This is a genomic window from Pseudomonas matsuisoli (genome assembly GCF_014647635.1).
Taxonomy (GTDB): domain Bacteria; phylum Pseudomonadota; class Gammaproteobacteria; order Pseudomonadales; family Pseudomonadaceae; genus Pseudomonas_P; species Pseudomonas_P matsuisoli.
This window is the reverse complement of the sequence record NZ_BMPO01000010.1, coordinates 54371-80866: the sequence shown is the minus strand read 5'-3', so window position 1 is coordinate 80866 and position 26496 is coordinate 54371. Positions and strand designations below refer to the sequence as shown.

Below are 26496 nucleotides of genomic sequence, written 5' to 3'. Positions count from 1 at the left end.
CTACAGGTACGCGGCTTGCGCGGCTTCGAGGGTGCCCTGGCTGCGCATGATCAGCTCGCAAAACTCCCGGGCGGCGCCGTGTCCACCTTTGGCTTCGGTAATGCCATGCGCATGCTCGCGCACGAAGGCGTTGGCGGTTGCGACGGCCATGCCTAGGCCAACGCGGCGGATTACTGGTAGATCGGGCAAGTCATCGCCAAGGTAGGCGATCTGTTCGTATTCGATATTGATGGCCTGGCGTATCTCGTCGAGAACGACGAGCTTGTCCTCCCGGCCCTGATAAAGAAATTCGATGCCGAGATCACGTGCCCGTTTCTCGACGACGGGGCTTTTTCGGCCGCTGATGATAGCCGTGCGTACGCCCGAATTGATGAGCATCTTGATGCCTTGACCGTCCAGCGTGTGGAAGGTCTTGACCTCGCTACCGTCCATGAACAGAAACAGGCGGCCGTCTGTCAGCACACCGTCGACGTCGAAGACGGCCAGTTTGATCGATTGCGCGCGCGCTGTTAATTCTGGGTTCATCAAAAAACTCCCGCGCGGGTAAGGTCATGAATATGCAGCGCGCCTATCGGGCGGTCATCGCCATCGACGACGACGAGTGCACTGATTTTGTGATCATCCATGATCTTGAGCGCTTCCGCGGCCAGCATGTCAGGCCCGATAGTCTTGCCATGGACGGTCATGACGTCATCGATCATCGCATTACGGACATCGATGTTGCGATCCAAGGCGCGACGAAGGTCGCCATCGGTAAAGATACCCGCCAATCGACCGTGCGCTTCCAGTACGACCGTCATGCCCAGCCCTTGGCGCGACATCTCGGCGAGCGCTTCTCGCAACGAGGTGCCTCGTAGAACTTTCGGCAAGGCGTCGCCGTGGTGCATCACGTTTTCGACCTTCAGCAACAGCCTGCGGCCCAAGGCGCCCCCGGGGTGGGAGAAAGCGAAGTCCTCGGCCGTGAACCCACGCTGCTCCAGCAGTGCGATGGCAAGGGCGTCACCCAATACCAGCGAGACAGTGGTCGAAGACGTAGGCGCCAGATTGAGTGGGCAGGCTTCCTGGGGAACGCTGGAGTCCAGATTGACGACCGCCGCCTGGGCCAGCGCCGACTCGGGGTTTCCAGTAATGCTGATCAACGGGATGCCGAGGCGTTTGATCAATGGCAGGAGGGTGACGATTTCCGCAGTGTTGCCCGAGTTCGAAAGCGCGATCACGACGTCGTCCGCGGTAATCATGCCCATGTCGCCATGACTGGCTTCCGCCGGGTGCACGAAAAACGCCGGGGTGCCCGTGCTTGCCAATGTCGCGGCAATCTTGTTTCCAATATGCCCCGACTTGCCCATGCCCAGCACTACGACACGACCGCTACGCGCCATGATGAGCTCGCAGGCACGGACGAAACCGTCATCAATGCGTTTGAGAAGCGCATCGACGGCTTCGAGTTCGAGTCGAATCGTGCGCTGGGCGGAGGCGATAGGATTAACGATTGGATTCATGAGCTGTCGTGCGGCTAAAAGCGACGGATTATAGCGTTAAAGGTTGAGTGCAGCCCACCAGAAGCGGTTCCGCCAATCGAAACGACTGATTATTGTCATTCCATTACGGTCTGTTGGGAGGGCATGGCAGCTTTGTTATAGTGCACGCCGTTTCTAGGCGCTGGCTTCTTTTGTGCCGTCCCGCCCCTGTTTGGCGTCTTCAACGAATCGACGTGTTCCATGGGGCGCCGCGCTTATCGCTGTAACAAAGTGCCCGCGGTATCCGGCGGGCGTCGAGCGGCCAGTTGCCTTTACCCTTGTCAGGAGAGTGGATGAACGCTGTAAACGAGTACGCGGTCGAGCTGAAGGACGTCACCTTCAGGCGTGGACCACGTGCCATTTTCGAAGGCATCGACATCCGGATCCCTCGAGGCAAGGTGACAGGAATCATGGGGCCCTCCGGGAGTGGCAAAACCACCTTGCTTCGTTTGATCGGTGCGCAGTTGCGTCCTTCCCGGGGTGAAGTCTTGGTCGAGGGTCGCAACCTGCCGGCGTTGTCGCGGAGCGATCTGTTCGACGTGCGCAAGCAGATGGGTGTGCTGTTCCAGAGCGGGGCGTTGTTCACCGATCTCGACGTTTTCGAGAATGTGGCGTTTCCTCTGCGGGTTCATACCGATCTGCCGGAAGAAATGATTCGCGACATCGTGCTGTTGAAGCTCCAAGCCGTAGGGCTCCGCGGGGCGGTTGAGCTGATGCCAGATGAGTTGTCCGGGGGTATGAAGCGACGGGTAGCGCTCGCACGCGCTATTGCGCTCGATCCGCAGATTCTTATTTACGACGAGCCGTTCGTAGGGCAAGACCCCATCGCGATGGGTGTCCTGGTAAGGCTGATACGCCTGCTCAACGATGCGCTAGGTATTACCAGCATAGTCGTGTCCCACGACCTTGCGGAAACAGCGAGCATTGCGGATTACCTCTATGTGGTCGGTGACGGCCAGGTGCTTGGGCATGGCACGCCGCAAACGCTCATGGAGTCGGACAATCCACGGATTCGCCAATTCATGAAAGGCGCGCCGGACGGGCCTGTGCCTTTTCACTACCCTGCGGTGGATTACCGTGAAGCCCTGCTGGGGAGCAATTGAATGCGTAAAAAGGGGCTGCAGGACCGGGTTAGGCTGCTAGGTCGCGCCGGGATCGATGTCGTGGCCGCGTTAGGGCGCTCGGCTATTTTTCTGGTGCGCGCGCTGTTCGGTCGCGGCGGCGCGGGTAGCGCCTGGCAATTATTGGTGAAGCAGTTGTACGCCATTGGGGTTCTCTCACTGGCGATCATCGTCGTCTCCGGTGCGTTCATCGGTATGGTGCTGTCGCTACAGGGTTACAGCATTCTAAGTAAGTATGGTTCGGAGGAAGCGGTCGGTCAGATGGTGGCGCTGACGCTGCTCCGCGAGTTGGGGCCGGTCGTCACGGCCCTGTTGTTTGCCGGTCGTGCGGGTTCTGCACTGACGGCAGAGATCGGCAACATGAAGTCGACGGAGCAACTGTCGAGTCTCGAAATGATTGGGGTCGATCCGCTGAAATACGTGATCGCGCCTCGTTTATGGGCAGGCTTCATTTCCATGCCTTTGCTGGCCATGATTTTCAGCGTCGTCGGCATATGGGGTGGCGCAATGGTCGCTGTCGACTGGCTCGGCGTCTACGAGGGGTCGTTCTGGGCCGGCATGCAGCGCAGTGTCGATTTCACGGGCGATGTGCTCAACGGCGTAGTGAAAAGTATCGTTTTCGCCTTTGTCGTGACATGGATCGCGGTGTTCCAAGGGTACGACTGTGAGCCCACCTCCGAAGGGATTGGACGGGCTACTACGCGAACCGTCGTCTATGCCTCGCTTGCCGTACTGGGGCTTGATTTCATTCTTACCGCTTTGATGTTTGGAGACTTCTAATGCAAACCCGCAGTTTGGAAATCGGCGTAGGCCTGTTTCTGCTGGCCGGCGTCCTGGCGGCATTGCTGCTCGCGTTGCGCGTCAGTGGGCTGACGCCTGGCAGTCAGGGTGACACCTACAAGGTGTACGCCCATTTCGACAATCTGGCCGGCCTGTCGGTGCGGGCTCGGGTGACCATGGCTGGCGTTACGATCGGCAAGGTTACGGCGATCGATCTTGACCGCGACACCTTTACCGGTCGCGTGACGATGGAGCTCGATTCTGACGTCGATAATCTGCCAATCGATTCGACCGCATCGATTCTCACTGCTGGGCTTTTGGGCGAGAAGTATGTGGGTATAAGTGTCGGTGGGGACGAGGAGTTGCTCGCCGAGAACGGAACCATCCGTGACACCCAGTCATCTCTTGTGCTTGAGGACCTGATCGGCAAGTTTCTGCTGAACACGGTCAACAACAAGTAAGGAATTTCATAATGTTGACTCTATTTCGTCGTTGCTGCCTGTTGATGATGCTCCTACTGCCGGTGTCCGCGTTCGCCGCGAACTCCCCGCAGCAAGTGGTACAAGGCACGGTGGATGCCCTGTTGAGCGACCTTGATGCCAACAAGGAGCGCTATAAGCAGGACCCAGAAGCGTTTTACAACTCATTGAATGAGATCCTGGGCCCTGTGGTCGATGGTGACGGCATTTCCCGCAGCATCATGACCGTCAAATATTCGCGTAACGCCACGCCGGAGCAGATGGCGCGTTTCGAAGAAAACTTCAAGCGCAGCCTCATGCAGTTCTACGGCAATGCATTGCTCGAATACGACAACCAGAACATCCGCATGCTGCCGGCGCGGGAAGAGCGGGACGGTCGCTCCAGCGTAGGTATGGAAGTCACCGGTCGCAACGGTGCCGTTTACCCGGTTTCCTACACCATGGTCGAACGCGACGGTCGCTGGCTCGTGCGCAACGTCATCATCAATGGCATCAACATCGGCAAGCTGTTCCGAGACCAATTTGCGGACACCATGGCCCGTAACGGGAATGACCTGGACAAGACTATCGCCGAATGGGGCTCGGTCGTTGCCAAGGCCAAGGATTCGCAAGCAGGCCAGCAGGCGACCGGTAATGAATGAAGCCAGCATTCGCCAGGGGGAGCAGACGTCTACGCTCGTCTTGGCGGGCGTGCTGGACCATCGGTCTGGCCCGCGCTTGCGGGAGCAAGGTCGCGAGCTCATTCGGCGCGCGGAGGGAGGGGAGCTGCAACTCGATTGTGCTGGGGTCGAGCGCTCGAACAGCGTCGGGCTGGCGCTGCTCCTTGCCTATCTTCGAGACGCACGCCAAGCGGGAAAGTCACTGTATCTGTCCAATCTTCCGCGTGATCTGCGACAGATCGCCCATGTCTCGGGCGTATCCGATTTCTTGCCCACCCGATAGGCGTACACGCGCTCGGGTCGCGTTTGCAGGTCGGTACGGTCGCGAGTCCTAGGTTTTTTTTATATGATGTCGGCCCCGTGCGCTGGGTGCCGGTCGAGGTGAACATGCAAGCTGCTGAAGTCAAAACGTTTCTGGAAACGAAATTGCCCGAGACTCAAATCGAGGTCGAAGGCGAAGGCTGCAATTTTCAACTAAGCCTTATCAGCGATGAACTGGCTGCGCTCAGCCCAGTGAAGCGGCAGCAGCACATCTACGCGCATCTCAATCCGTGGATCGCCGATGGCAGCATCCATGCCGTAACGATGAAATTCTACAGTCGGGCCGCCTGGGCCGAACGTTCCTAAGCCTTCGGGCCGAGTACCCCCATGGACAAATTGATCATTACCGGTGGCCGTCGTCTCGATGGCGAAATCCGAATTTCCGGCGCGAAAAACTCCGCGTTGCCGATCCTGGCCGCGACACTGCTGGCCGATCGGCCGGTAACAGTAGGCAACCTGCCGCACCTGCATGACATCACGACGATGATCGAGCTGTTCGGTCGGATGGGGGTGCAGCCTGTCATCGACGAAAAGCTCAATGTCGAAGTGGATGCGACCGCTATCAAGACGCTGGTGGCACCCTATGAACTCGTGAAGACGATGCGCGCGTCGATCCTCGTGCTCGGGCCGATGGTGGCGCGTTTCGGTGAGGCTGAAGTGGCCTTGCCAGGCGGATGCGCCATCGGATCGCGACCAGTGGATCTTCACATTCGCGGCCTGGAGGCCATGGGTGCGCAGATCGATGTCGAGGGCGGCTACATCAAAGCGCGCGCGCCGGCCGGTGGTCTGCGTGGCGCGCACTTCTTCTTCGATACGGTCAGTGTGACTGGCACCGAAAACATCATGATGGCCGCCTGTTTGGCCAATGGCCGTACGGTCCTCGAGAACGCGGCACGCGAGCCTGAAGTCGTAGACCTGGCGAACTGCCTGATCGCGATGGGTGCGCAGATACGCGGCGCCGGCTCCGACACCATTACCATCGACGGTGTGAAGAGCCTGGGTGGTGCTCACTATGACGTGCTGCCGGACCGCATCGAAACCGGTACCTACCTCGTCGCCGCCGCTGCCACGCGCGGCCGCGTGAAGGTCAAGGACACGGACCCAACCACGTTGGAAGCGGTACTGCTGAAGTTGGAAGAGGCAGGGGCGCAGATCAGTACTGGCAAGGACTGGATCGAACTCGACATGAAGGGTAATCGCCCGCGTGCCGTTAATCTGCGTACCGCGCCTTATCCCGCCTTCCCTACTGACATGCAGGCGCAGTTCATTTCCATGAACGCGGTTGCAGAGGGTACAGGGACAGTCATCGAGACGATCTTCGAAAACCGTTTCATGCACGTATATGAAATGAACCGTATGGGCGCGCAGATTCTTGTCGAAGGTAATGCTGCGATCGTCACCGGAGTGGAAAGCCTGAAAGGCGCGCCGGTCATGGCAACGGATCTTCGTGCGTCGGCCAGCCTCGTATTGGCGGGTTTGGTGGCGGAAGGCGATACCCTGATCGACCGCATCTACCATATCGACCGTGGCTATGAGTGCATCGAGGAAAAATTGCAGCTTCTGGGTGCCAAGATTCGCCGCGTTCCGGGCTGATCGAGCCGGTTCGAATTCCTCACCCGCTCCAATGTGTGCCGCTGGCGCATCCATAGAGCGGGTTGGCGATGTTCAACTCAGTGCACTCGTTCGAGCGCACACCAGGTCAACGTATAAGACGTTAGGAATAGAGATGCTGACGATCGCGCTGTCCAAGGGACGCATCCTTGATGACACGTTGCCGCTGTTGGCGGCGGCAGGTATCGAGCCGACCGAGAATCCTGACAAAAGCCGCAAACTCATCATCCCTACGAGCCAGGACGATGTTCGGCTGCTGATCGTTCGTGCCACGGACGTTCCCACCTACGTGGAGCAGGGCGCCGCCGACCTGGGTGTCGCTGGCAAGGACGTATTGATGGAGCACGGGGGCCAAGGGTTATACGAACCACTCGATCTGCGCATCGCCCGTTGCAAGCTGATGACGGCCGGAAAGGTCGGTGCGGCTGAGCCGAAGGGACGACTGCGCGTCGCGACGAAGTTCGTCAACGTTGCCAAGCGGTATTACGCGGAACAAGGTCGGCAAGTCGAATTGATCAAGTTGTATGGCTCCATGGAGCTGGCGCCCCTAGTGGGGCTGGCGGACAAGATCATCGATGTCGTCGACACGGGTAACACATTGCGGGCGAACGGCCTCGAGCCTCAGGACATCATCGCGACGATCAGCTCCCGGTTGATCGTCAACAAGGCTTCGATGAAGATGCAGCACGAGCGCATTCAATCGTTGATCGAAACCCTGCGTGAGGCGGTCGAGTCGCGCTGACCCGTTCGCGCGACCGATGCTGCGGTTCGTTCTGTCAGGACGGCATTGCAGCGCTCTTCTTTTGTTTCTCCCAGACGTGGTTCTACCGCATGATCGCGTGCGCAGTATCGAGCGGTATTCCATAACCCTTCAATGCCACGGCCAGTTGCCGTGGGCAGCTCCTACTCACGAGGTTCGACATGAGCGCTTCCGTTTCCCTTCGCCGACTGGATGCTTCCGCTTCCGACTTCGCGGAATGCCTGGACCATCTCCTGAGCTGGGAAAGCGTCTCTGACGATACGGTCAACGCACGTGTGCTGGAGATCATTCGAGCGGTGCGTGAGCGGGGTGATTCGGCAGTGGTTGAATTCACCCGTCGTTTCGACGGCCTCGAAGTTGCCGACATGAAGGATCTGATCCTGCCACGTGAGCGCCTGGAGCAGGCATTGTCGCGAATTTCCTCCGAGCAACGTTCGGCGCTGGAAACAGCGGCAGAACGGGTTCGTCGTTACCACGAACGGCAGAAGCAGGATTCCTGGTCGTACACTGAGGCAGACGGGACCGTACTGGGGCAGCAGGTCGTGCCGCTCGACAGAGCGGGTCTTTATGTGCCGGGAGGCAAGGCGTCGTATCCGTCTTCGGTGCTCATGAACGCCATTCCTGCGAAAGTCGCTGGCGTGCCGGAAGTGGTCATGGTGGTGCCAACCCCACGCGGTGAAATCAACGAGTTAGTGCTAGCGGCTGCCGCCGTCGCCGGGGTCGATCGGGTATTCACCATTGGTGGGGCGCAAGCGGTTGCGGCGCTCGCCTATGGTACCGAGAGTGTGCCGCCAGTCGATAAGATCGTCGGGCCAGGCAACATTTACGTGGCTACCGCCAAACGGCATGTGTTTGGCAAGGTCGGCATCGACATGATCGCCGGACCATCGGAAATCCTGGTGGTGTGCGATGGCGGGACTGATCCGGATTGGATTGCCATGGACCTGTTCTCCCAAGCTGAGCACGACGAGGATGCGCAAGCTATCTTGGTCAGTCCTGACGCCGCGTTCCTCGACCGTGTGCACGAAAGCGTCGCTCGTTTGCTGCCGACGCTTGAGCGCGCCTCCATCGCGCAGGCCTCCATCGAGGCGCGTGGCGCGCTTATTCACGTGCGTGATATGAACGAGGCGATCGAGGTTGCCAACCGGATTGCGCCAGAACACCTCGAACTCTCGGTCGACGCGCCGGAACAGTACTTGCCGCTGATCCGCCATGCGGGTGCAATTTTCATGGGTCGCTACACCGCTGAGGCGCTTGGCGACTACTGCGCCGGCCCCAACCATGTGCTCCCAACGTCCGGTACTGCGCGTTTTTCGTCGCCACTTGGTGTGTACGATTTCCAGAAGCGTTCGTCGATCATCCATTGCTCTGCGGACGGTGCGTCGGAACTGGGCAAGACGGCGTCGATCCTGGCCCGCGGCGAGTCGCTGACTGCCCATGCGCGAAGCGCTGAATACCGTATCAAGCCGTGAGGCGTTCTGCGGATCGCAGCGCCCTGGTCAACGTTCAGACGTGTAAGGTTGCGCGCGATCGCGGGTATCTGCCGCGCGGTATACACCCAGCCAAAGGTGAGACATGAGTAAGTTCTGGAGTCGCTTCGTCAACGATCTGGTGCCCTACGTTCCGGGTGAGCAACCCAAGGTCGCGCGCCTTGTGAAGCTTAATACGAACGAAAGTCCATATGGCCCGTCGCCTAAGGCGATCGCGGCAATGCAGGCCGAGCTGACCGATGATCTGCGGCTTTATCCCGATCCGAGTGGAGATCGGCTGCGGCAGTCGGTTGCACGCTATTACGGCATCGAAGCGAACGAAGTGTTCGTCGGTAACGGCTCGGACGAGGTGCTGGCACATGCGTTTCAGGGACTGTTCCAGCACGAAGCACCGTTGCTGTTTCCCGACATTTCCTACAGTTTTTACCCGGTCTACTGCGGCCTGTATGGGATCGATTACGAAGCCATCCCGCTGGACGAGTCCTTCGCCATTCGCGCGTCTGACTATGCGCGTGCCAACGGCGGCATCATTTTCCCGAACCCCAACGCCCCCACTGGCCGCTTACTGGCCCTGGAGGTTGTCGAGGAGATTTTGGCGGCAAGCCCGGACAGTGTCGTGTTAGTCGATGAGGCATACATCGATTTCGGTGGGCAGAGCGCCATTTCGTTGATTCGCCGATACCCGAACCTGCTGGTCACGCAAACGCTTTCGAAGTCCCGGGCGCTGGCTGGATTACGCGTAGGCTTCGCGGTGGGCCATCCAGACCTCATCGAAGCGCTCGAACGGATCAAGAACAGCTTCAACTCCTATCCCCTGGACCGGGTAGCCCTAGCGGGTGCCGCTGCGGCCTTCGACGATGTCGACTATTTCGAGCAGTCCTGTTCGAAGGTAATCGACAGCCGCGGAGTGCTTACGCGCGAGCTGGAAGCGCTGGGGTTCGACGTATTGCCTTCTGCGGCCAACTTCGTTTTCGCCTCTCATCCCAAGCGGGACGCCGGTGCTCTCGCCGCGTCGCTGCGCGAGCAGGGCATCATCGTCCGTCACTTCAAGCAGCCGCGTATTGCTCAGCACTTGCGTATCACGGTAGGCACGCCGGAGCAGAATGCGGCTTTGATAGAGGCGCTTCGCGGGCTGTGAGGACGCGCTCGAGCCGACCGGTCTAGCGCGTCATTTTTCCGGGCTGCTTTCCATCGGCGGGCGGACGCCGACTTCTGCCGTGAGCGTAAGTTGTTTCCCGTCACGCAGCACTTGAATGGAAATCTTCTCGCCTGGCCGTGTACGGGCGATCTGGTTCATCGAACGACGGCCGTCGTTGGACTGTTCATCGTCGATACTGAGAATGAGGTCGCCAGGCCGCAATTTGGCTTTGTCGGCGGGGCCATCTCGGTAGACACCCGCCACGACGATTCCGGAGCGCCCCTGGATGCCGAACGACTCGGCTAGCGCCGCTGACAAGGGCTGAACCTCGACGCCAAGCCAACCACGGATGACGTGGCCGTGCTCGATGATGGACTTCATGACTTCGGTCGCAAGCTTGATCGGTATGGCGAAGCCGATGCCCTGCGAGCCGCCCGATTGGGAAAAGATTGCCGTGTTGATGCCCATCAGACTGCCATTCGCATCCACCAGCGCGCCGCCCGAATTGCCCGGGTTAATGGCCGCATCGGTTTGAATGAAGTCCTCATAGGTGTTCAGGCCGAGCTGGTTGCGGCCGGTCGCACTGACGATACCCATGGTCACGGTTTGCCCAACACCAAACGGGTTGCCAATGGCGAGCGCCACGTCGCCAATCTGGATGTTGTCGGATTTGCCCAGCGCGATGGCAGGAAGGTTTGGGAGGTCAATCTTCAAGACCGCGAGATCGGTTTCGGGGTCGCTGCCAATCACACGTGCGATGGTTTCCCGACCGTCTTTCAGCGCCACGACGATCTGCTCGGCATCTTTGGTGACGTGGTTATTAGTAAGCAAATAGCCTTCGGGGCTCATGATCACTGCGGAGCCCAAGCTGGACTCCATGCGTTTCTGGCTTGGCAGGTTATCGCCATAGAACCGCCGGAACGCCGGGTCTTCCATCAGTGGACTGTTGCTCTTCTTCACCGTTTTTGTGGTGTACAGGTTCGCCACCGAGGGTGCGGCATTGCCCACCGCAATGGCGTACGAATACGGTGCGACGGCCGGTGCCTCCAGCAGCGTGCCTTGTGCTTCACGCAGGCCTAGCGCGCGGTCCGTCAAGCCGAACCAGGCCGGGTAGCGTTGCAAGACGACGAGGGCCAGAAGAATGCCGACCACGGCGGGCCAGCCAAAGAAACGCAGCGCCTTGAACATCGCGGGGATCTCGTCCGTTAATCCGGTGATGGAGGGGCTATCCGTCGCGGGGCGATCCGTCGCGGCGCGGTCAGCCGGAAAGCGGCGCATTATACGGACTATCGTTGCGCAAAAACGAGGAGCGCCTGCCGCGGTCGACGATCATCGCGCACACTGCATAGGGCCAGGCGATGTCGCGTACCGAATGGTCGCGGCACCCTCGGCGCTGTCCGGTTCGGCCGGTATGATGGCGGTATCTAGTTATGGAGTCTTGAAATGGCGATCGCCCTGAGTGCCTTGGTAGAGGAAGCCAACAACTACCTGAACGTTTCGCGCATAGCGGATTACTGCCCCAATGGCCTGCAAGTCGAGGGACGCCCGCACGTTCAGCGCATCGTCAGTGGCGTGACGGCAAGCCAGGCGTTGCTAGACGCTGCCGTGGAAGCCAATGCAGATGTAGTGCTGGTTCACCATGGCTATTTCTGGAAGAACGAAAGCCCCGTGGTCACGGGGATGAAGCAGCGTCGCCTGAAAACATTGCTGGCCCACGACATCAGTCTGCTTGCCTATCACTTGCCGCTGGACCTGCATCCTGAGGTCGGCAACAACGTACGGCTTGCGCATGAGTTAGGCATCACCTGCGAAGGCACGCTCGACCCTACGGATCCAAAGTGTCTGGTGTGGGTCGGGTCGCTGGATAATCCTGAATCACCCCAAGACGTCGCCCGGCGCGTGCATATTGCCCTCGGGCGGCAACCGTTACTCGTCGAGGGCGACAACCCGGTGCGAAAGATCGCCTGGTGTACAGGAGGCGCTCAGGGGTACATCGACCAGGCCATTGCCGCCGGCGTCGATCTTTATCTTACGGGTGAAGCATCCGAGCAGACCTTTCACAGTGCCAGGGAAAACGGCATCAGTTTCATTGCGGCCGGGCACCATGCCACCGAGCGCTATGGCGTTCAGGCGCTGGGGCAGTATCTCGCCCGACGGTTCGCAATTGAGCACTTGTTCATCGATTGCCCGAACCCGATTTAACCGAGAATGCGCCTGCCGACGGCTATATCGTTATGCGTTCTGAGTCTAAGTGGCGTCCTGATTGAAACATTTGTGCGTGTTAAAGTTCGTCGTTCGTCCACGGCCCGTCGGCCTTTATAAAATCGATCCGTGAGTAGCCATGCTTGACAAACTGACGCATTTGAAAGAACTCGAGGCGGAAAGCATCCACATCATTCGTGAAGTGGCGGCCGAGTTCGATAACCCGGTGATGCTGTATTCCATCGGCAAGGATTCCGCCGTAATGCTGCATTTGGCCCGCAAGGCCTTTTTTCCGGGCAAGCTTCCATTCCCGGTGATGCATGTCGATACCCGTTGGAAGTTTCAGGACATGTACGCCTTTCGCGAAAAGATGGTGACGGACCTCGGACTGGACCTGATCACGCACATCAACCCTGAAGGGGTTGCACAGGATATCAATCCGTTTACGCATGGCAGCGCGAAGCACACGGACATCATGAAGACCGAGGGCCTGAAGCAGGCGCTCGATAAATATGGCTTCGATGCCGCCTTCGGTGGGGCGCGCCGCGATGAAGAGAAATCGCGGGCCAAAGAGCGCGTCTATTCGTTTCGCGATAGCAAGCACCGCTGGGATCCAAAAAATCAACGGCCCGAGCTGTGGAATGTCTACAACGGCAACGTGAAGAAGGGCGAATCTATTCGCGTGTTCCCGCTGTCGAACTGGACCGAGCTGGATATCTGGCAATACATCTATCTGGAAAGCATCCCGATCGTCCCGCTCTATTTCGCCGCGGAGCGTCCGGTCATTGAAATGAACGGCGCGTTGATCATGATCGATGATGACCGCATCCTCGAGCATCTGACCGACGAGCAGAAGTCCCGCATTCAAACGCGCAAAGTGCGGTTCCGCACGCTGGGTTGCTACCCGCTCACGGGCGCAGTCGAATCGGATGCCGCGACGTTGCCGGACATCATTCAGGAAATGCTGCTGACGCGAACTTCCGAGCGCCAGGGCCGGGTCATCGATCACGATGCCACCGGTTCGATGGAAGAAAAGAAACGCCAGGGCTACTTCTGAGGATCACGCACCATGTCTCATCAATCCGACCTGATCAGCCAGGACATCCTCGCGTACCTGGCCCAGCACGAACGTAAAGAATTGCTCCGCTTCCTTACCTGCGGCAATGTCGATGACGGTAAAAGTACGCTCATCGGCCGCCTGCTGCATGATTCGAAGATGATCTACGAAGATCACCTTGAGGCCATTACGCGCGACTCCAAGAAGAGCGGCACCACGGGCGAAGAGGTCGATCTCGCACTGCTTGTAGACGGGCTCCAAGCCGAGCGCGAGCAGGGCATTACGATCGATGTTGCTTACCGGTATTTTTCCACTGCCAAGCGCAAGTTCATCATTGCCGATACGCCGGGGCACGAGCAGTACACGCGCAACATGGCGACGGGTGCATCGACCTGTGACCTAGCGATCATCCTTATCGATGCGCGTTACGGAGTACAAACCCAGACGCGCCGCCACAGCTACATTGCCTCGTTGCTGGGTATCCGGCACATCGTGGTCGCGATCAACAAGATGGATCTGCGGGATTTCGATGAAGGGGTGTTCGAGCAGATCAAAGCGGACTACCTGACATTCGCCGAGCGTATCGGCTTGTCGCCTGTATCCCTGCATTTCGTGCCAATGTCGGCGTTGAAAGGCGATAACGTCGTCAATCGCAGCGAGCGTACACCGTGGTACACGGGTCAGCCGTTGATGGAAATACTGGAGTCGGTCGAAGTCGCCGCGGACCGCAACTTCGACGACATGCGCTTCCCGATCCAGTACGTCAATCGGCCGAACCTGAATTTCCGTGGCTTCGCCGGCACGCTGGCCAGTGGCATCGTACGCAAGGGTGATGAACTGACGGCGTTGCCGTCGGGCAAGTCCAGTCGCGTCAAATCCATCGTCACGTTCGAGGGCGAATTGGAGCAGGCCGGCCCTGGGCAAGCTGTCACGCTGACACTTGAGGATGAAATAGATGTGTCTCGTGGCGATATGCTCGTCCATGCCGACAATCGTCCACAGGTCACCGATAACTTCGAGGCGATGCTCGTATGGATGGCTGAGGAGCCGATGCTCCCCGGTAAGAAATACGACATCAAGCGCGCAACGAGCTATGTACCTGGCTCAATCCCAAGCATCGTGCATCAGGTCGACGTGAATACTTTGGAAAGGGGACCTGCCAGCAGCCTGAAACTGAATGAAATTGGTCGGGTGAAAGTCGCCCTAGATGCGCCTATTGCCCTGGACGGATACGCGCAGAATCGCACCACCGGCGCATTCATCGTGATCGATCGTCTTACCAACGGCACCGTGGGTGCCGGGATGATCATCTCTGAGCCAATAGGCACCGGTGTGCGGGGACGGGGCGGTCGTGACGCCCATGTATCGAGTGCTGAGCGCGCTGCGCGTTTTGGCCAGGAGCCCGCGACCGTTCTTTTTACAGGGCTGTCTGGCGCTGGCAAAAGTACGCTTGCGTACGCGGTCGAGCGCAAGCTCTTCGATATGGGGCGTGCGGTCTATGTGCTGGATGGGCAAAACCTGCGTCATGATCTCAACAAGGGGTTGCCACAGGATCTGGCGGGTCGTACCGAGAATTGGCGCCGTGCGGCGCACGTAGCCCGTCAGTTCAACGAAGCGGGGATCATTTCGCTGGCTGCGTTCGTCGCGCCAAGCGCCGAAGGCCGTGAACAGGCGAAGGCGCTGATCGGCGCTGGTCGCACGCTGACGGTTTATGTCCAGGCATCGCCACAGATATGCGCCGAACGTGATCCTCAGGGGCTATACGCAGCAGGAGCGGATAACGTCCCTGGGGAGTCCTTCCCTTACGACGTGCCGCTCGATGCGGACCTTGTGCTCGATACGCAGGCGCACGATGTCGACGAATGTGTGAAGCAGGTCCTGAGCCTGCTGCGCGAACGAGGCGTCATCTGATCGTGACAGGACGTCTGTTCGTTCGGTAGCGCATTTCCTGTTCGCGAATGGGGGTGCGGTGCAAAAATGCCCGATGCGATGCATCGGGCATTTTTGTTTCAGGGCTACGGGATTAGGCCAGGCACATGCCGCGATCGGTGGGCGTCTTTCACAACTCCGCCCTACGGCTGTGAGGCGGCAAGCGCTTTTCATCGGATGGACTACGGAAATGAAAAAGCCCCAGTAATGGGGCTTTCATAACGGGGCGCGGAGTGGCGTTTAGTCTGTGTACTCGAACAGGCGAACGATGCGCTGGACGCCGGAAACGCTTTGTACAAGGCTGGTTGCGGCATTGGCTTCCGCTCGCGTAACGAGCCCTAGCAAGTACACGATGCCGTTTTCGGTGATGACCTTGATGCGGCTGCCTGGTACGTTCGAATCAGCGAACATCTGCGTCTTGATGCGTGTGGTGAGCAAAGCGTCGTTGCTACGCGCGACTGCCGAGGAGGGTGCACTGATGTGCAGCTCGTTGTGCACGTTTCGTACGCCCTGAACGGTGCGTGCTGCCCGCTCTGCCGTTTCCTTGAGCTCGTTGCGCGGGGTTTGTCCCGCCAGCAATATCACGCCGTTGTAGCTGCTGACGACGATGTGCGAACTGGGCGAGGTGAGGTCCTTGTTCGCTTTCTCGATAGCGCGCTCTACATCCGGCGCTACGAACTGGTCATCTATCTTGTTGCCGATGCTGCGGCCGCTGCACCCGCCAAGGACTAAGGCAACGCAAAGGGTTGCGCAAAACAGCTTGGTACGGCTCATTCTTCACTCCCGAACAATTGACGATCGATCAAATCGCAAAGGCAATGAATTGCCAGTAGGTGTACTTCCTGAATGCGGGCGGTCACCTTCGATGGAACGCGGATTTCGACGTCTTCCGGCAATAGCAACGAGGCCATGCCGCCACCGTCGCGTCCGGTAAGCGCGACGACGAGCATTTCCCGGTCGTGGGCGGCCTGGATTGCTTGAATCACGTTGGCAGAATTGCCGCTCGTAGAAATGGCGAGCAGCACGTCGCCCGGCTGGCCGAGCGCGCGAATCTGCTTGGAAAACACCTCGTTGTAGCTGTAGTCGTTGGCGATCGACGTGATGGTGGAACTGTCGGTCGTCAATGCGAGCGCGGGGAGGCTAGGGCGCTCACGCTCAAAACGGTTCAACAGCTCCGACGAGAAATGCTGGGCATCACCTGCAGACCCGCCGTTGCCGCAGGACAGAATCTTGCCCTCACTCAATAGTGTCTGGACCATGAGCATGCTGGCTTGCTCGATGGTTGGCGTCAGTACATCCATCGCCTGCTGTTTTGTCTCTATGCTGGCTTGGAAGAGCTGGCGTATACGGGATTGCATGTCCATCTAAATACCTTCGCCTGGGGTATCAGGCCTCGAATGCGTTGGCGATCCAGTCCAGCTTTGGGGGGAGAGCGCCGTTGGCGTTGATTGCAATGACATCGAATCGGCAGGGGCGGTTCGACAGGCGCGGCTCGCGCTGTAGAAAGTATTGCGCTGCCAGAATGATCCGCTGCCTCTTTCGGGTGTCAACGCTGGCCGCGGCACCGCCCCAGGCGGCGTGTTTGCGGAAGCGGACCTCGACGAATACTACTGTATCGCTATCGAGCATGACCAGATCGAGCTCACCGCGCCGGCAAGACCAGTTTTTCGCAACGAGCTTGAGCCCGTTCGACTGCAAGTAGTCGAGCGCGCGTTGCTCTGCATTCTGGCCATTGGCGCGACGATCCGTGCTGATCATGGGCTCGGAAGCAGTCCGTCCACTGGCTGAGCGAGGCCGTTGCGGAATTGTGCCCACGGCAAGGTGCGCTCGATACGGTGATCAGGCGTCAGTCCTAGCGTGCCGGAGAGGCCTTCTAAGCGAGTCTCGGGAATCGCTTCGAGCTGTGCGAGTCGGGGCGCCAGTCGATAGGCATCCGCGCCCATTGCATACAGCCGGCCCATGCTGCCAGCGGCCTGAGGCCATTGACGGGTGATCTGCTGGCGCAGGGGGTCATCAGGATTCAGGAGCCACGGTGTATCACAGAAATAGATGCCGTCCAGATCACTGTCCTGGCCCTGTGCGGCGATGCCGGTATACAGGTTCGAGGTGGCATAGACCGGAAGGTCGGCGGCGTATTGATAGGACAATGTAGGCTTGATCTGGCGCGCTTGCTGCGGCGTTGCGGCGAGGAACATGAAGTCTACGTCCTGGCGGCGGCTGTTCCCGCTGACCTGCAGAAGGCTAGCGATTTGCCGGGAAAGCTCGACCGGCTGGCCGATGCGCTGGCTGCCGCTCAGAATTCCGCCTTGGGCTTGCCACTCTTGCTGGAACGCAGCCAGCACGCGGTCTCCCCATTCCCCCATTGGCACCATTGCGACCGCGTTGCGTTTGCCGTCAGCCCATGCCCGGCGCGCGGCTTCCCGTGCTTCGTCTTCTGCTGCTAAGCCGAACTGGAAGAGTTGCGGCGGCACGCCGCTGGCGGAGTCGCTGTAGTTGAGCGCGAGCGTCGTGATCGGCAGTTGCTTGCGCTCGCCAAGCTGACGCACCAGTGGCTTTTCCAGTGGGCCGACTACGAGCTGAACGCCGTCCGTCTGTGCTTGGCGATAGAACTCATCCAGTGATCCGATGCGGCTACTGTCATAGAACACCACTTCCGGTGCGGCGCTGCCAGTACTGGCTTCGGTAAACCGTGAAGCGAGGAAACCGTCGCGCAGGGCACGTGAAACAGTCGCCAACTGCCCTTGTTGAGGCAGTAGCAAGGCAATCTTCTTTAGCGGTTCATTGGCCAGTTGCTGCAGCTTTTGCAACGACTCCGGCAGTTGCAATGCGGCGGGGTGCTGTGGATGCGTCATCCGCCAGTTTTCGATCGCACTCTGTTGCTGAGCGACGGTGCCGACGTTTTGAATGGCGTTCGCCAGCGCAAGCCAACCATCGAGGTCTACATCGCCGGTTGATTGTGTGGTTTCTTCGCGAGGCAATGAGGCGATGAGCGTCCAAATTTTTTCATGGTTCGCAGTGGCATGCTCTCCGCTGAGCAAGGGGGCGATGAACGTACGCTGGCGAGCGGCAGCCAGTATTTGCTGGTCACCTTCGAGTGCCCGCGCACGCGCCATATGCGTGCGTACCTGCTGCTGCACCGGGAGCTCGTCCAAACGTGCCATTTCGGGGGCGTCGAGCAACGCTAGAGCTGCTTTGAAATCGGCGTCGACCAGCGCCAATTCTGCGCGCAGTGTGTTCGCGAAGATCGCTAGCGCCGGCTTGAGGCCCTGATTGGGGGGTTCCTGGAGGATGCTATTGGCGCGACGGTAATCCTTGTCGGACATGGCTTTGTCCGCGGCGGCCAGGCGTAACGCTGCGGCCTCTTCGGGCCCTGCCTGAGCAGCCTGTTGCAGCATCTGCTCGATGCTGGCAGCGGGTGCGCGTGGTAAATCGCCCAGTGTGTTGGTGGGCTGGCTGGCACAGCCGGCGAAAAGGCCGACGAGGCACAGGGCGGTGATCAAGCGCAATCTAACGGGCATGAGCGGTCCCAGTCTCGTTCCAAAGTGGCCCGGATTGTACCCAAGGGAGCCGCGGGTGCGCGATGACGTAAGCGGCTACAATTGGCACTTTTGTATTCCGGGGGTGAAATGTGGCTGCGTCAGAAGGTTCGATAGGGTGTCTTTACGTGGTGGCGACGCCGATCGGAAACTTGGAGGATGTCACCGCCCGAGCCTTGCGGATTTTGCGAGAGGTCAGTGTCATCGCCGCGGAAGACACCCGTCATTCGTCCCGCTTGATGCAGCATTTCGGGATCCAGACGCCTTTGCTCGCGTGCCATGAGCACAATGAGCGTGAGCAGGGTTCCCGGTTCATCGCGCGGTTGCTCGAAGGTCAGGACGTGGCGCTGATTTCGGATGCGGGCACTCCGCTGATCTCCGATCCCGGTTTCCATCTGGTGCGGCAAGCGCGAGCGGCGGGCATTACGGTCGTCCCAGTGCCTGGTGCCTGCGCATTGATCGCGGCGCTATCCGCAGCGGGGTTGCCGTCTGACAGGTTCGCATTCGAAGGGTTCTTGCCCGCGAAGGAGGCTGCTCGGAAGGCTCGATTGGCGCTTATAAAGGAAGAGGTCAGAACCCTTATTTTCTACGAGGCTCCGCATCGGGTGCTTGCTACGGTGGCGGATCTCGCCAATGTATTCGGTGGGGATCGCGCCGCGGTGCTGGCGCGGGAACTGACGAAGTCATTCGAAACGCTCAAATCGCTGCCGCTATCGGAGCTTCGCGCATGGATAGAAAACGACACTAATCAACAGCGCGGTGAATGCGTGCTACTCGTCGGCGGTTGGGTCGCTCCGGTTGGTGAAGATGCCGTGGACGGAAATGCCGAACGTGTGCTGGATATCTTGCTAGCCGAGCTACCCGTCAAGCAGGCAGCGGTTTTGGCGGCTGAAATCACGGGGGTTCGAAAGAACCTGCTGTACCAGCGGGCATTGAGCAAGCAGGCGCGTTAACCTCGTGCGAGGTTGCGCTGGCGGCAGCGCATCAGTACCCTAGCGCCCGGAGAGTCGATCGGACAGTCGCCGCTGCACTTTGTTCCGCAAAGTCAGGGGAGGAAAGTCCGGGCTCCATAGGGCGAGGTGCCAGGTAATGCCTGGGAGGCGTGAGCCTACGGAAAGTGCCACAGAAAATAACCGCCAAAGCACGCAAGTGCCGGTAAGGGTGAAAAGGTGCGGTAAGAGCGCACCGCGCGGCTGGCAACAGTTCGTGGCTAGGTAAACCCCACCTGGAGCAAGACCAAATAGGGTTCCGCTGGCGTGGCCCGCGCTGGAACCGGGTAGGTTGCTAGAGGCATGCAGTGATGTATGTCGTAGAGGAATGACTGTCCTCGACAGAACCCGGCTTACAGATCGACTCTCCACCTCCTTTTTTCGCAAAACTCCCCGATTTTAAGACCGAAAAAGTCTTTCTCTTAAGAAACAGCTTTAAGTGCTGTTCTTACCTGTTTGATTTTTCTCCCTTTTCTACTATTCGCGACCTGCGAATACCCCTCTGTTTATCTTTGGAATGCCGCTAAAGCTCGGTCCGGCAAGGAGTTTTTAGCCTTCGTGCCACCTTGACGGTGGGGGGCTGGGATTCCTATAGTGTGCCGAAGTGGTAGGAAGTGGCACAAAGTGGGTTTCTAAGTGCACATTTAAGCGATTCAGGGGAGTCACGTGTTTCGCGGAGCGAACGCCATCAATCTCGATGCCAAAGGGCGCCTCGCGATGCCGAGCAGGTTTCGTGACGAGCTCGTTTCGCGTTGCAGTGGCCAGCTCATCGTGACCATTGATGCCGTCGATCCCTGCTTATGTGTGTATCCACTGCCGGAATGGGAACTCATCGAGGCCAAGCTTCGAGAGCTGCCCTCGCTACGTGAAGAGTCTCGCCGCCTTCAACGCCTCTTGATCGGCAACGCGGTCGATCTTGAGCTCGATGGCAGTGGTCGATTTCTGGTTCCGCCACGTTTGCGTGATTACGCCAAGCTCGAAAAGCGGGCGATGCTGGTGGGCCAGCTGAACAAGTTTCAACTGTGGGACGAGGATGCATGGAACGCCGTTGCTGAAGCGGACCTTGCAGCTATTAAAGAACCCGGCGGTTTGCCGGAAGAACTACGTGATCTGATTCTGTGAACACTCATAGCGACTACCTACATATCACCGTGCTCCTCGACGAAGCCGTCGCGGCGCTCGATGTGCGTCCGGATGGTCGCTATCTGGATGGGACCTTCGGTAGAGGCGGGCATAGCCGCCGGATACTGGGGTTGCTAGGAGAATCAGGCCGATTGCTCGGATTCGACAAGGATCCGAGGGCGATCGAAACAGGACAAACGCTAGCGGCCGAGGACGGCCGCTTCGTCGTTGTGCAGCGCAGCTTCGGCGAGCTTGGGGCGGAGGCGTCTGCACAGGGGCTGGAAGGGCGCGTGAATGGTGTCTTGTTGGATTTAGGCGTTTCATCGCCACAACTCGACGACCCTGAACGCGGTTTCAGCTTTCTCCATGATGGTCCCCTCGACATGCGGATGAATCCTGCTGTCGGCGTGAGCGCCACACAATGGATCGCGGAAGCACCTGAAGCGGAAATCGCACGGGTGTTCCGTGACTATGGCGAAGAGCGTTTCGCCAAGCGAATGGCGAAGGCAGTCGTTGCGCGCCGGCAGGAACGCCCGTTCGAGCGTACCGCCGATCTTGCCGCCGTTCTGGCAGAGGCCAATCCTGCATGGGAGAAAGGCAAGAATCCGGCGACCCGTGCTTTCCAAGGTATGCGCATTCACCTGAACAGTGAGCTTGCCGACCTGGAACAGGGGCTGGACGCTGCGCTCGAGGTGCTTGCCGTAGGTGGACGTCTGGTCGTCATCAGTTTCCATTCGCTTGAAGATCGCATCGTCAAACAGTTCATGCGCCGCCACGCCAAGGGCGAAGCGGACACGCTGCCGCGCGACCTGCCTATCCGCCCCGTCGCGTTCGAGCCACGGCTGAAATTGCTGGGCAAGCCTGTTTATGCCTCCGACGCCGAAGTGCGCGCCAACCCGCGTGCGCGCAGCGCCGTGATGCGTGTTGCGGAGAAAGTCCGATGAGTCGCGCTCAGGGTAAAGCGATGCCTAAGGGCGGCCTGCTCATCGCTGTGCTTTTTCTTTGCGTGCTGGTATCGGCGCTTGGTGTTTCGTACTGCGCGCACTGGAATCGCCAACTGCTTAACAACCTTTATTCCGAAATGAGCGCCCGTGACAAAGTGCAGGCCGAATGGGGTCGTCTCGTCCTCGAGCAGAGTACCTGGACCGCGCACAACCGCATCGAAATGCTGGCGAACGAAAAGCTGAACATGCACGTACCCGCGGCCACTGACATTAAGTTGGTGGCGCCATGAAAAAGATTAATTTCAGTCTGATCCCATGGCGGTTCCAGGTCGTGCTCGGGCTGCTGGCCATCATGGTCGGGGCGATAGCCTGGCGTATCGTCACGCTCCAGGTGCTCGATCACGACTTCCTGCAAGCGCATGGCGATGCGCGAAGCGTTCGTCATATTCCTATTCCTGCTCACCGTGGATTGATCAGCGATAGGAACGGTGAGCCACTCGCGGTAAGCACCCCTGTCGTCACCTTGTGGGCGAATGGTAAGGAGCTGGCTGGCGCCCGCGATCGCTGGGGAGAGTTGGCCAGTGCGTTGGGGCAAGACCCCAAAGCCCTCAGTGAACGTCTCGCGCAAAGCTCGGATCGCGAATTCATGTATTTGGTCCGTGGCCTCACTCCGGAAAAGGGCGAGCAAGTACTGGATCTCAAAGTGCCTGGCGTTTATTCCCAAGAGGAGTTTCGTCGTTTTTACCCGGCCGCGGACGTCACCGCGCACGTCCTGGGCTTTACCGATATCGATGATCACGGGCGTGAAGGCCTCGAGCTTGCGTTCAACGATTGGCTGTCCGGTGTTCCAGGTAAGCGTCAGGTCCTCAAGGATCGCCGTGGACGCCTGATCAAGGCGGTTCAGGTCTCACAGAACGCCAAGCCTGGAAAGACGCTGGCACTGTCTCTGGACCTGCGCTTGCAGTACCTCGCTCATCGCGAGTTGCGTAACGCAATCACTGAGTTCGGCGCGAAGGCGGGCAGCCTGGTGATGGTTGATGTAAAGACCGGCGAAATCCTCGCCATGGTCAATCAGCCGAGCTACAACCCGAACAATCGGCGAAATCTGCAACCGTCCGCGATGCGCAACCGCGCCATGATCGACGTGTTCGAGCCGGGCTCGACGATGAAGCCGTTCTCGATGACTGCCGCGCTAGAGTCCGGTCGCTGGAAGCCGGAGGACAAGGTAGAGGTATGGCCAGGTTCGTTGCGTATCGGACGCTATACCATCAAGGACGTTTCGCGCTCCGAAGGTCGCGATCTGGACCTGACCGGCATTCTTATCAAGTCGAGTAACGTCGGCATGAGTAAGGTCGCCTTCGATATTGGCGGCCAATCCATCTTTAATGTCATGCATCAAGTGGGGTTGGGACGCGATACGGGGCTCGGCTTCCCAGGTGAGCGCGTTGGCAACCTGCCGAACTACCGCGAGTGGCGCAAAGCGGAAACCGCAACGCTTTCCTACGGCTACGGACTCTCCGTGACCGCTGTGCAGCTGGTGCATGCGTACTCGGTTTTCGCCAACAACGGCAAAATCGTCCCGCTGTCTATGACCCGCGTGGATAACGTGCCTGAGGGCGCGCAGGTCATTCCTGAAAACATCGCCAAAACGATGCAAGGCATGTTGCAACAGGTGGTCGAGGCGCCGGGTGGCGTCTACCGGGCACAGGTGCCTGGCTATCACGTGGCGGGGAAAAGTGGTACGGCGCGAAAGACCTCCACCGATTCGCGCGGTTACGCGGAAAACTCCTATCGCTCGCTGTTCGCAGGCTTTGGTCCGATGAAGGACCCGCGCATCGCCGTGGCGGTCGTGATCGATGAGCCTAGCAAAAGTGGCTATTACGGTGGCCTGGTCTCTGCGCCTGTCTTTGGTCGGGTAATGGCTGGCGCGCTGCGCTTACTGAATGTTGCACCCGATAACCTTCCTGAGCCTCAGCAGCAGACCGCCGACAGCAAAGCAGCCAAGGGGGGACGCAGCTAATGCCGATGCCTTTGAATCAATTGCTGACCCAAGCGCAAAGCGGCGAGTTGATCCGGGAGCTCACCCTGGACAGCCGAACCGTTCGGCCGGGCGACCTGTTCCTCGCCGTGCCGGGCTTCAGTCAGGATGGGCGCGCGCATATTGCGGACGCGATTTCCCGTGGTGCGGCTGCGGTAGCTTATGAAGCGGGTGGTGCGGAGATAAGCCCGCAGCAAGCGGTGCCGATGATTCCGGTCGTGGGCCTTTCACAGCAGTTGTCGGCCATCGCAGGCCGCTTCTACGGCGAGCCAAGTCGCGGCGTACGGTTGGTTGGCGTCACGGGTACCAATGGAAAAACCAGTGTGACGCACCTGTTGGCCCAAGCGCTCGATGCGCTAGGCGAACGTTGCGGCATCGTTGGCACACTCGGACACGGGTTTTTCGGTGCACTGGAAAGCGGCCGTCACACCACACCGGATGCGCTTTCCGTTCAAGCATCGCTAGGGCGCTTGAAAAAGGCCGGTGCGCATACCGTGGCCATGGAAGTGTCCTCTCACGGGCTCGACCAGGGGCGTGTGGCAGCGCTTGATTTCAAGATCGCCATCTTTACTAATCTTTCGCGCGACCACCTCGACTATCACGAGACGATGGACGCGTACGGTGACGCTAAAGCGAAGCTGTTCGACTGGCCAAGCCTGCGCGCTCGCGTGATCAATATCGACGATAGCTTCGGCGCTTCGCTTGCGGCAAAGAAACGCGACTCGCGACTCGTCACGTATAGCCTTTCCGATTCCGCAGCGGCCGTTCACTGTCCACGCGCCGACTTCGACGATACCGGGGTTCGCGCTCACCTGGTTACGCCTCAGGGCGAAGGCCTATTGCGTAGTGCCTTGATTGGGCGCTTCAACCTCAGCAATTTACTTGCCGTTGTCGCTGCGCTGATCGCCCTCGATTATCCGCTGGACGAAATTCTCAAGGTCATGCCCGCACTCCAAGGGCCGGCCGGGCGGATGCAACGGGTCGGCGGTGGTCTGCGTCCTTTGGTCGTTGTGGACTATGCTCACACGCCCGACGCGTTGGAAAAGGTCCTTGAAGCCCTTCGGCCCCATGTTCGCGGCCAGTTGCATTGCCTTTTCGGCTGTGGCGGCGATCGCGATCGTGGCAAGCGTCCGCTGATGGCGGCGATCGCGGAGCGTCTGTCCGACCACGTGTTGGTGACCGACGACAATCCGCGTACCGAGCAGCCGTCCGCCATATTCGATGACATTCGTGGCGGGCTGAGGGACGTCGAGCGAGCTCGGTTCCAGCACGGCAGAGGGGATGCGATCGCTGCGCGCATCGCGCAGCTGGGCGTCGATGATGTGCTGCTGCTGGCCGGCAAAGGGCACGAGGACTACCAGGAAATCCAAGGCGTTCGGCAACCCTTCTCGGATATAGACATAGCGACTTCTGCGCTCGACGCATGGGAGGCTCGCCATGATTGAAGCGTTGAGTCTTGCAACGGTTGCTGCGGCTCTCGGTGGGCGCCTCGTAGGTTCGGATGCGCCGTTCAGCAGCGTATCAATAGACAGCCGCCGTATTGCCAAGGGTGATCTCTTCGTAGCACTCACCGGGCCACGTTTCGATGGTCACGATTACCTATCCGACGTCGCGGCCAAAGGCGCCGTTGCGGCACTTGTCGAGCGGGAAAGCGTGGCAGCGTCTATTCCACAGCTGGTCGTCGCCGACACACGTAAAGCATTGGGCCAGTTGGGCGCTTTGAACCGGCAGGCGTTCAACGGCCACGTTGTTGCGATAACCGGCTCGAGTGGCAAGACAACGGTCAAGGAGATGCTGGCCAGCATCCTGTTCTGCTTCGGCCCCGTTTTGGCCACGCGCGGCAACCTCAACAACGAGCTCGGCGTGCCGCTCACGCTGCTCGAGATTGCGAGTGCACATGCCAGCGCGGTGATCGAGCTTGGTGCGAGCGGACTTGGCGAGATCGCGTACACCGCGAGCCTGGCACGTCCGCACGTTTCCATCCTGAACAACGCCGGTACGGCGCATGTGGGTGAGTTCGGCGGGCCGGATAACATCGTCAAGGCGAAGGGCGAAATCATCGATGGTCTGCCGGCAAACGGCACGGCAGTGCTGAATAAAGACGACAAAGCGTTTGGCATTTGGGTCGAGCGCGCTGGCGGGCGTAACGTAGTCAGCTTCGGCCTGAGCGAGTCCGCTGATTTCCGCGCGTCGGACCTTACCCGTGACGACCGCGGTTGCCCTTGCTTTCGACTCAAAGGTCCCGCTGGCGAGGCGTTCGTCCAGCTCAACCTATTGGGCGCGCACAACGTTTGCAACGCCCTCGCGGCGGCCGCAGCGGCACATGTGCTCGGCGCGTCCCTCGCGGACATCGTCGCCGGGCTTCAGGCGCTACAACCGGTCAAAGGGCGTGCCGTTGCCCGCATTACTTCAAGTGGGCTGCGGGTTATCGACGATTCCTATAACGCGAACCCAGCTTCAGTTCGCGCGGCGATCGACATCGTCGCTGGATTTGCGGGGCGTCGTGTGCTGGCGCTGGGCGACATGGGCGAGTTGGGTGGCTGGGCGCAGCAATCTCACAAGGATGTCGGCGCCTATGCCGTCGGCAAGGTCGACGCGCTCTACGCAGTCGGGCCGTTGATGGCTCACGCGGTAGAGGCGTTCGGTCAAGGCGGCCGTCATTACCCGGACCAGGCAGCGCTGATCGCCGACATCCTACGTGAGCAGGCGCCGAGCACCACAATATTGATCAAGGGTTCACGCAGCGCGGCGATGGAAAACGTCGTGGTGTCGTTGTGCGGTACCGCCGAGGAGAAACACTAAG

27 protein-coding genes and 1 other RNA gene are annotated in these 26496 nt (G+C 59.5%); 21 read left to right on the top strand and 7 right to left on the bottom strand.

The window, feature by feature from the left end; genetic code table 11:
- A complete protein-coding gene (locus IEY47_RS18685) occupies nucleotides 1-525 on the bottom strand; it encodes a KdsC family phosphatase (protein ID WP_188985510.1) in 525 nt (174 codons plus the stop codon).
- A complete protein-coding gene (locus tag IEY47_RS18680) occupies nucleotides 525-1499 on the bottom strand; it encodes a KpsF/GutQ family sugar-phosphate isomerase (RefSeq protein WP_188985508.1) in 975 nt (324 codons plus the stop codon). Before IEY47_RS18680 ends, IEY47_RS18685 begins: the two co-directional genes overlap by 1 nt.
- A gap of 311 nt (nucleotides 1500-1810) precedes the next feature.
- Here IEY47_RS18680 and IEY47_RS18675 point away from each other — a divergent pair, with 311 nt between their 5' ends.
- The 10 genes from IEY47_RS18675 to hisC all read left to right on the top strand — a co-directional run bounded on the left by IEY47_RS18675 (nucleotide 1811) and on the right by hisC (nucleotide 9876).
- Complete coding sequence (locus IEY47_RS18675; protein ID WP_188985505.1) at nucleotides 1811-2620, top strand: ATP-binding cassette domain-containing protein; 810 nt, start codon at nucleotides 1811-1813, stop codon at nucleotides 2618-2620.
- Entirely contained in the window at nucleotides 2621-3418 is a 798-nt protein-coding gene (gene mlaE / locus IEY47_RS18670; protein ID WP_188985503.1) for a lipid asymmetry maintenance ABC transporter permease subunit MlaE, read from the top strand. It begins immediately after the preceding gene.
- Nucleotides 3418-3879 (top strand): outer membrane lipid asymmetry maintenance protein MlaD, encoded by a 462-nt coding sequence (mlaD, locus tag IEY47_RS18665; RefSeq protein WP_188985501.1) that lies wholly within the window; start codon nucleotides 3418-3420, stop codon nucleotides 3877-3879. Before mlaE ends, mlaD begins: the two co-directional genes overlap by 1 nt.
- A gap of 11 nt (nucleotides 3880-3890) precedes the next feature.
- Nucleotides 3891-4538 (top strand): MlaC/ttg2D family ABC transporter substrate-binding protein, encoded by a 648-nt coding sequence (locus IEY47_RS18660; RefSeq protein WP_188985499.1) that lies wholly within the window; start codon nucleotides 3891-3893, stop codon nucleotides 4536-4538.
- Entirely contained in the window at nucleotides 4531-4839 is a 309-nt protein-coding gene (locus IEY47_RS18655; protein ID WP_188985497.1) for an STAS domain-containing protein, read from the top strand. Before IEY47_RS18660 ends, IEY47_RS18655 begins: the two co-directional genes overlap by 8 nt.
- Nucleotides 4840-4943: 104 nt before the next feature.
- Entirely contained in the window at nucleotides 4944-5183 is a 240-nt protein-coding gene (locus IEY47_RS18650; RefSeq protein ID WP_188985495.1) for a BolA family protein, read from the top strand.
- 21 nt (nucleotides 5184-5204) lie between these two features.
- Nucleotides 5205-6470, top strand: coding sequence for a UDP-N-acetylglucosamine 1-carboxyvinyltransferase (gene murA / locus IEY47_RS18645; RefSeq protein WP_188985493.1), 1266 nt, complete (start codon nucleotides 5205-5207; stop codon nucleotides 6468-6470).
- A gap of 133 nt (nucleotides 6471-6603) precedes the next feature.
- Nucleotides 6604-7230: an ATP phosphoribosyltransferase gene (gene hisG, locus IEY47_RS18640; RefSeq protein ID WP_188985491.1), complete on the top strand. Its 627-nt coding sequence runs from the start codon at nucleotides 6604-6606 to the stop codon at nucleotides 7228-7230.
- Between the two features lie 179 nt (nucleotides 7231-7409).
- Nucleotides 7410-8720 carry a histidinol dehydrogenase gene (hisD, locus tag IEY47_RS18635; RefSeq protein WP_188985489.1) on the top strand — a complete coding sequence of 437 codons (1311 nt, stop codon included), beginning with the start codon at nucleotides 7410-7412 and terminating at the stop codon, nucleotides 8718-8720.
- 103 nt (nucleotides 8721-8823) lie between these two features.
- On the top strand, nucleotides 8824-9876 hold the full coding sequence (hisC, locus tag IEY47_RS18630) for a histidinol-phosphate transaminase (RefSeq protein ID WP_188985487.1): 1053 nt from the start codon (nucleotides 8824-8826) through the stop codon (nucleotides 9874-9876).
- A 30-nt stretch (nucleotides 9877-9906) separates the two neighbouring features.
- Here the strand turns inward: hisC and algW are convergent, their stop codons facing one another.
- Nucleotides 9907-11064: a Do family serine endopeptidase AlgW gene (algW, locus tag IEY47_RS18625; RefSeq protein ID WP_188985626.1), complete on the bottom strand. Its 1158-nt coding sequence runs from the start codon at nucleotides 11062-11064 to the stop codon at nucleotides 9907-9909.
- A gap of 255 nt (nucleotides 11065-11319) precedes the next feature.
- Here algW and IEY47_RS18620 point away from each other — a divergent pair, with 255 nt between their 5' ends.
- From IEY47_RS18620 to cysN, 3 genes are all read left to right on the top strand, one after another.
- Nucleotides 11320-12078 (top strand): Nif3-like dinuclear metal center hexameric protein, encoded by a 759-nt coding sequence (locus IEY47_RS18620; RefSeq protein WP_188985485.1) that lies wholly within the window; start codon nucleotides 11320-11322, stop codon nucleotides 12076-12078.
- 139 nt (nucleotides 12079-12217) lie between these two features.
- The gene (gene cysD / locus IEY47_RS18615; RefSeq protein ID WP_188985483.1) at nucleotides 12218-13135 is read left to right on the top strand and encodes a sulfate adenylyltransferase subunit CysD; all 918 of its coding nucleotides are present in this window, start codon (nucleotides 12218-12220) and stop codon (nucleotides 13133-13135) included.
- 12 nt (nucleotides 13136-13147) lie between these two features.
- Nucleotides 13148-15046, top strand: a complete 1899-nt coding sequence (gene cysN / locus IEY47_RS18610; RefSeq protein ID WP_188985481.1) for a sulfate adenylyltransferase subunit CysN — start codon at nucleotides 13148-13150, stop codon at nucleotides 15044-15046.
- A gap of 258 nt (nucleotides 15047-15304) precedes the next feature.
- Here cysN and IEY47_RS18605 read toward each other — a convergent pair whose 3' ends face one another.
- From IEY47_RS18605 to IEY47_RS18590, 4 genes are read right to left on the bottom strand one after another with little or no spacing between them, the layout of a single operon-like run.
- The gene (locus IEY47_RS18605) at nucleotides 15305-15838 is read right to left on the bottom strand and encodes a BON domain-containing protein (protein WP_188985479.1); all 534 of its coding nucleotides are present in this window, start codon (nucleotides 15836-15838) and stop codon (nucleotides 15305-15307) included.
- A complete protein-coding gene (locus IEY47_RS18600; RefSeq protein WP_188985477.1) occupies nucleotides 15835-16428 on the bottom strand; it encodes a phosphoheptose isomerase in 594 nt (197 codons plus the stop codon). The genes IEY47_RS18605 and IEY47_RS18600 overlap by 4 nt, the downstream gene beginning before the upstream one ends.
- A 22-nt stretch (nucleotides 16429-16450) precedes the next feature.
- Nucleotides 16451-16822 (bottom strand): YraN family protein, encoded by a 372-nt coding sequence (locus IEY47_RS18595; RefSeq protein ID WP_188985475.1) that lies wholly within the window; start codon nucleotides 16820-16822, stop codon nucleotides 16451-16453.
- Nucleotides 16819-18582, bottom strand: coding sequence for a penicillin-binding protein activator (locus tag IEY47_RS18590; RefSeq protein ID WP_188985473.1), 1764 nt, complete (start codon nucleotides 18580-18582; stop codon nucleotides 16819-16821). Before IEY47_RS18590 ends, IEY47_RS18595 begins: the two co-directional genes overlap by 4 nt.
- Before the next feature lie 110 nt (nucleotides 18583-18692).
- On the opposite strand from IEY47_RS18590, the gene rsmI reads away from it, so the two are divergent.
- From rsmI to IEY47_RS18550, 8 genes are all read left to right on the top strand, one after another.
- Entirely contained in the window at nucleotides 18693-19553 is an 861-nt protein-coding gene (rsmI, locus tag IEY47_RS18585) for a 16S rRNA (cytidine(1402)-2'-O)-methyltransferase (protein WP_188985471.1), read from the top strand.
- Nucleotides 19554-19603: 50 nt separating this feature from the next.
- Nucleotides 19604-19961: RNase P RNA component class A (gene rnpB, locus IEY47_RS18580), an RNA gene on the top strand.
- 294 nt (nucleotides 19962-20255) lie between these two features.
- On the top strand, nucleotides 20256-20711 hold the full coding sequence (mraZ, locus tag IEY47_RS18575) for a division/cell wall cluster transcriptional repressor MraZ (RefSeq protein ID WP_188985469.1): 456 nt from the start codon (nucleotides 20256-20258) through the stop codon (nucleotides 20709-20711).
- The gene (rsmH, locus tag IEY47_RS18570) at nucleotides 20708-21655 is read left to right on the top strand and encodes a 16S rRNA (cytosine(1402)-N(4))-methyltransferase RsmH (RefSeq protein WP_188985467.1); all 948 of its coding nucleotides are present in this window, start codon (nucleotides 20708-20710) and stop codon (nucleotides 21653-21655) included. Before mraZ ends, rsmH begins: the two co-directional genes overlap by 4 nt.
- The gene (ftsL, locus tag IEY47_RS18565) at nucleotides 21652-21945 is read left to right on the top strand and encodes a cell division protein FtsL (protein ID WP_188985465.1); all 294 of its coding nucleotides are present in this window, start codon (nucleotides 21652-21654) and stop codon (nucleotides 21943-21945) included. Before rsmH ends, ftsL begins: the two co-directional genes overlap by 4 nt.
- Nucleotides 21942-23675: a peptidoglycan D,D-transpeptidase FtsI family protein gene (locus IEY47_RS18560; protein ID WP_188985463.1), complete on the top strand. Its 1734-nt coding sequence runs from the start codon at nucleotides 21942-21944 to the stop codon at nucleotides 23673-23675. Before ftsL ends, IEY47_RS18560 begins: the two co-directional genes overlap by 4 nt.
- A complete protein-coding gene (locus IEY47_RS18555) occupies nucleotides 23675-25138 on the top strand; it encodes a UDP-N-acetylmuramoyl-L-alanyl-D-glutamate--2,6-diaminopimelate ligase (RefSeq protein WP_188985461.1) in 1464 nt (487 codons plus the stop codon). The genes IEY47_RS18560 and IEY47_RS18555 overlap by 1 nt, the downstream gene beginning before the upstream one ends.
- Nucleotides 25131-26495 carry a UDP-N-acetylmuramoyl-tripeptide--D-alanyl-D-alanine ligase gene (locus IEY47_RS18550; protein WP_188985459.1) on the top strand — a complete coding sequence of 455 codons (1365 nt, stop codon included), beginning with the start codon at nucleotides 25131-25133 and terminating at the stop codon, nucleotides 26493-26495. Before IEY47_RS18555 ends, IEY47_RS18550 begins: the two co-directional genes overlap by 8 nt.
- Nucleotide 26496: the final 1 nt, after the last annotated feature.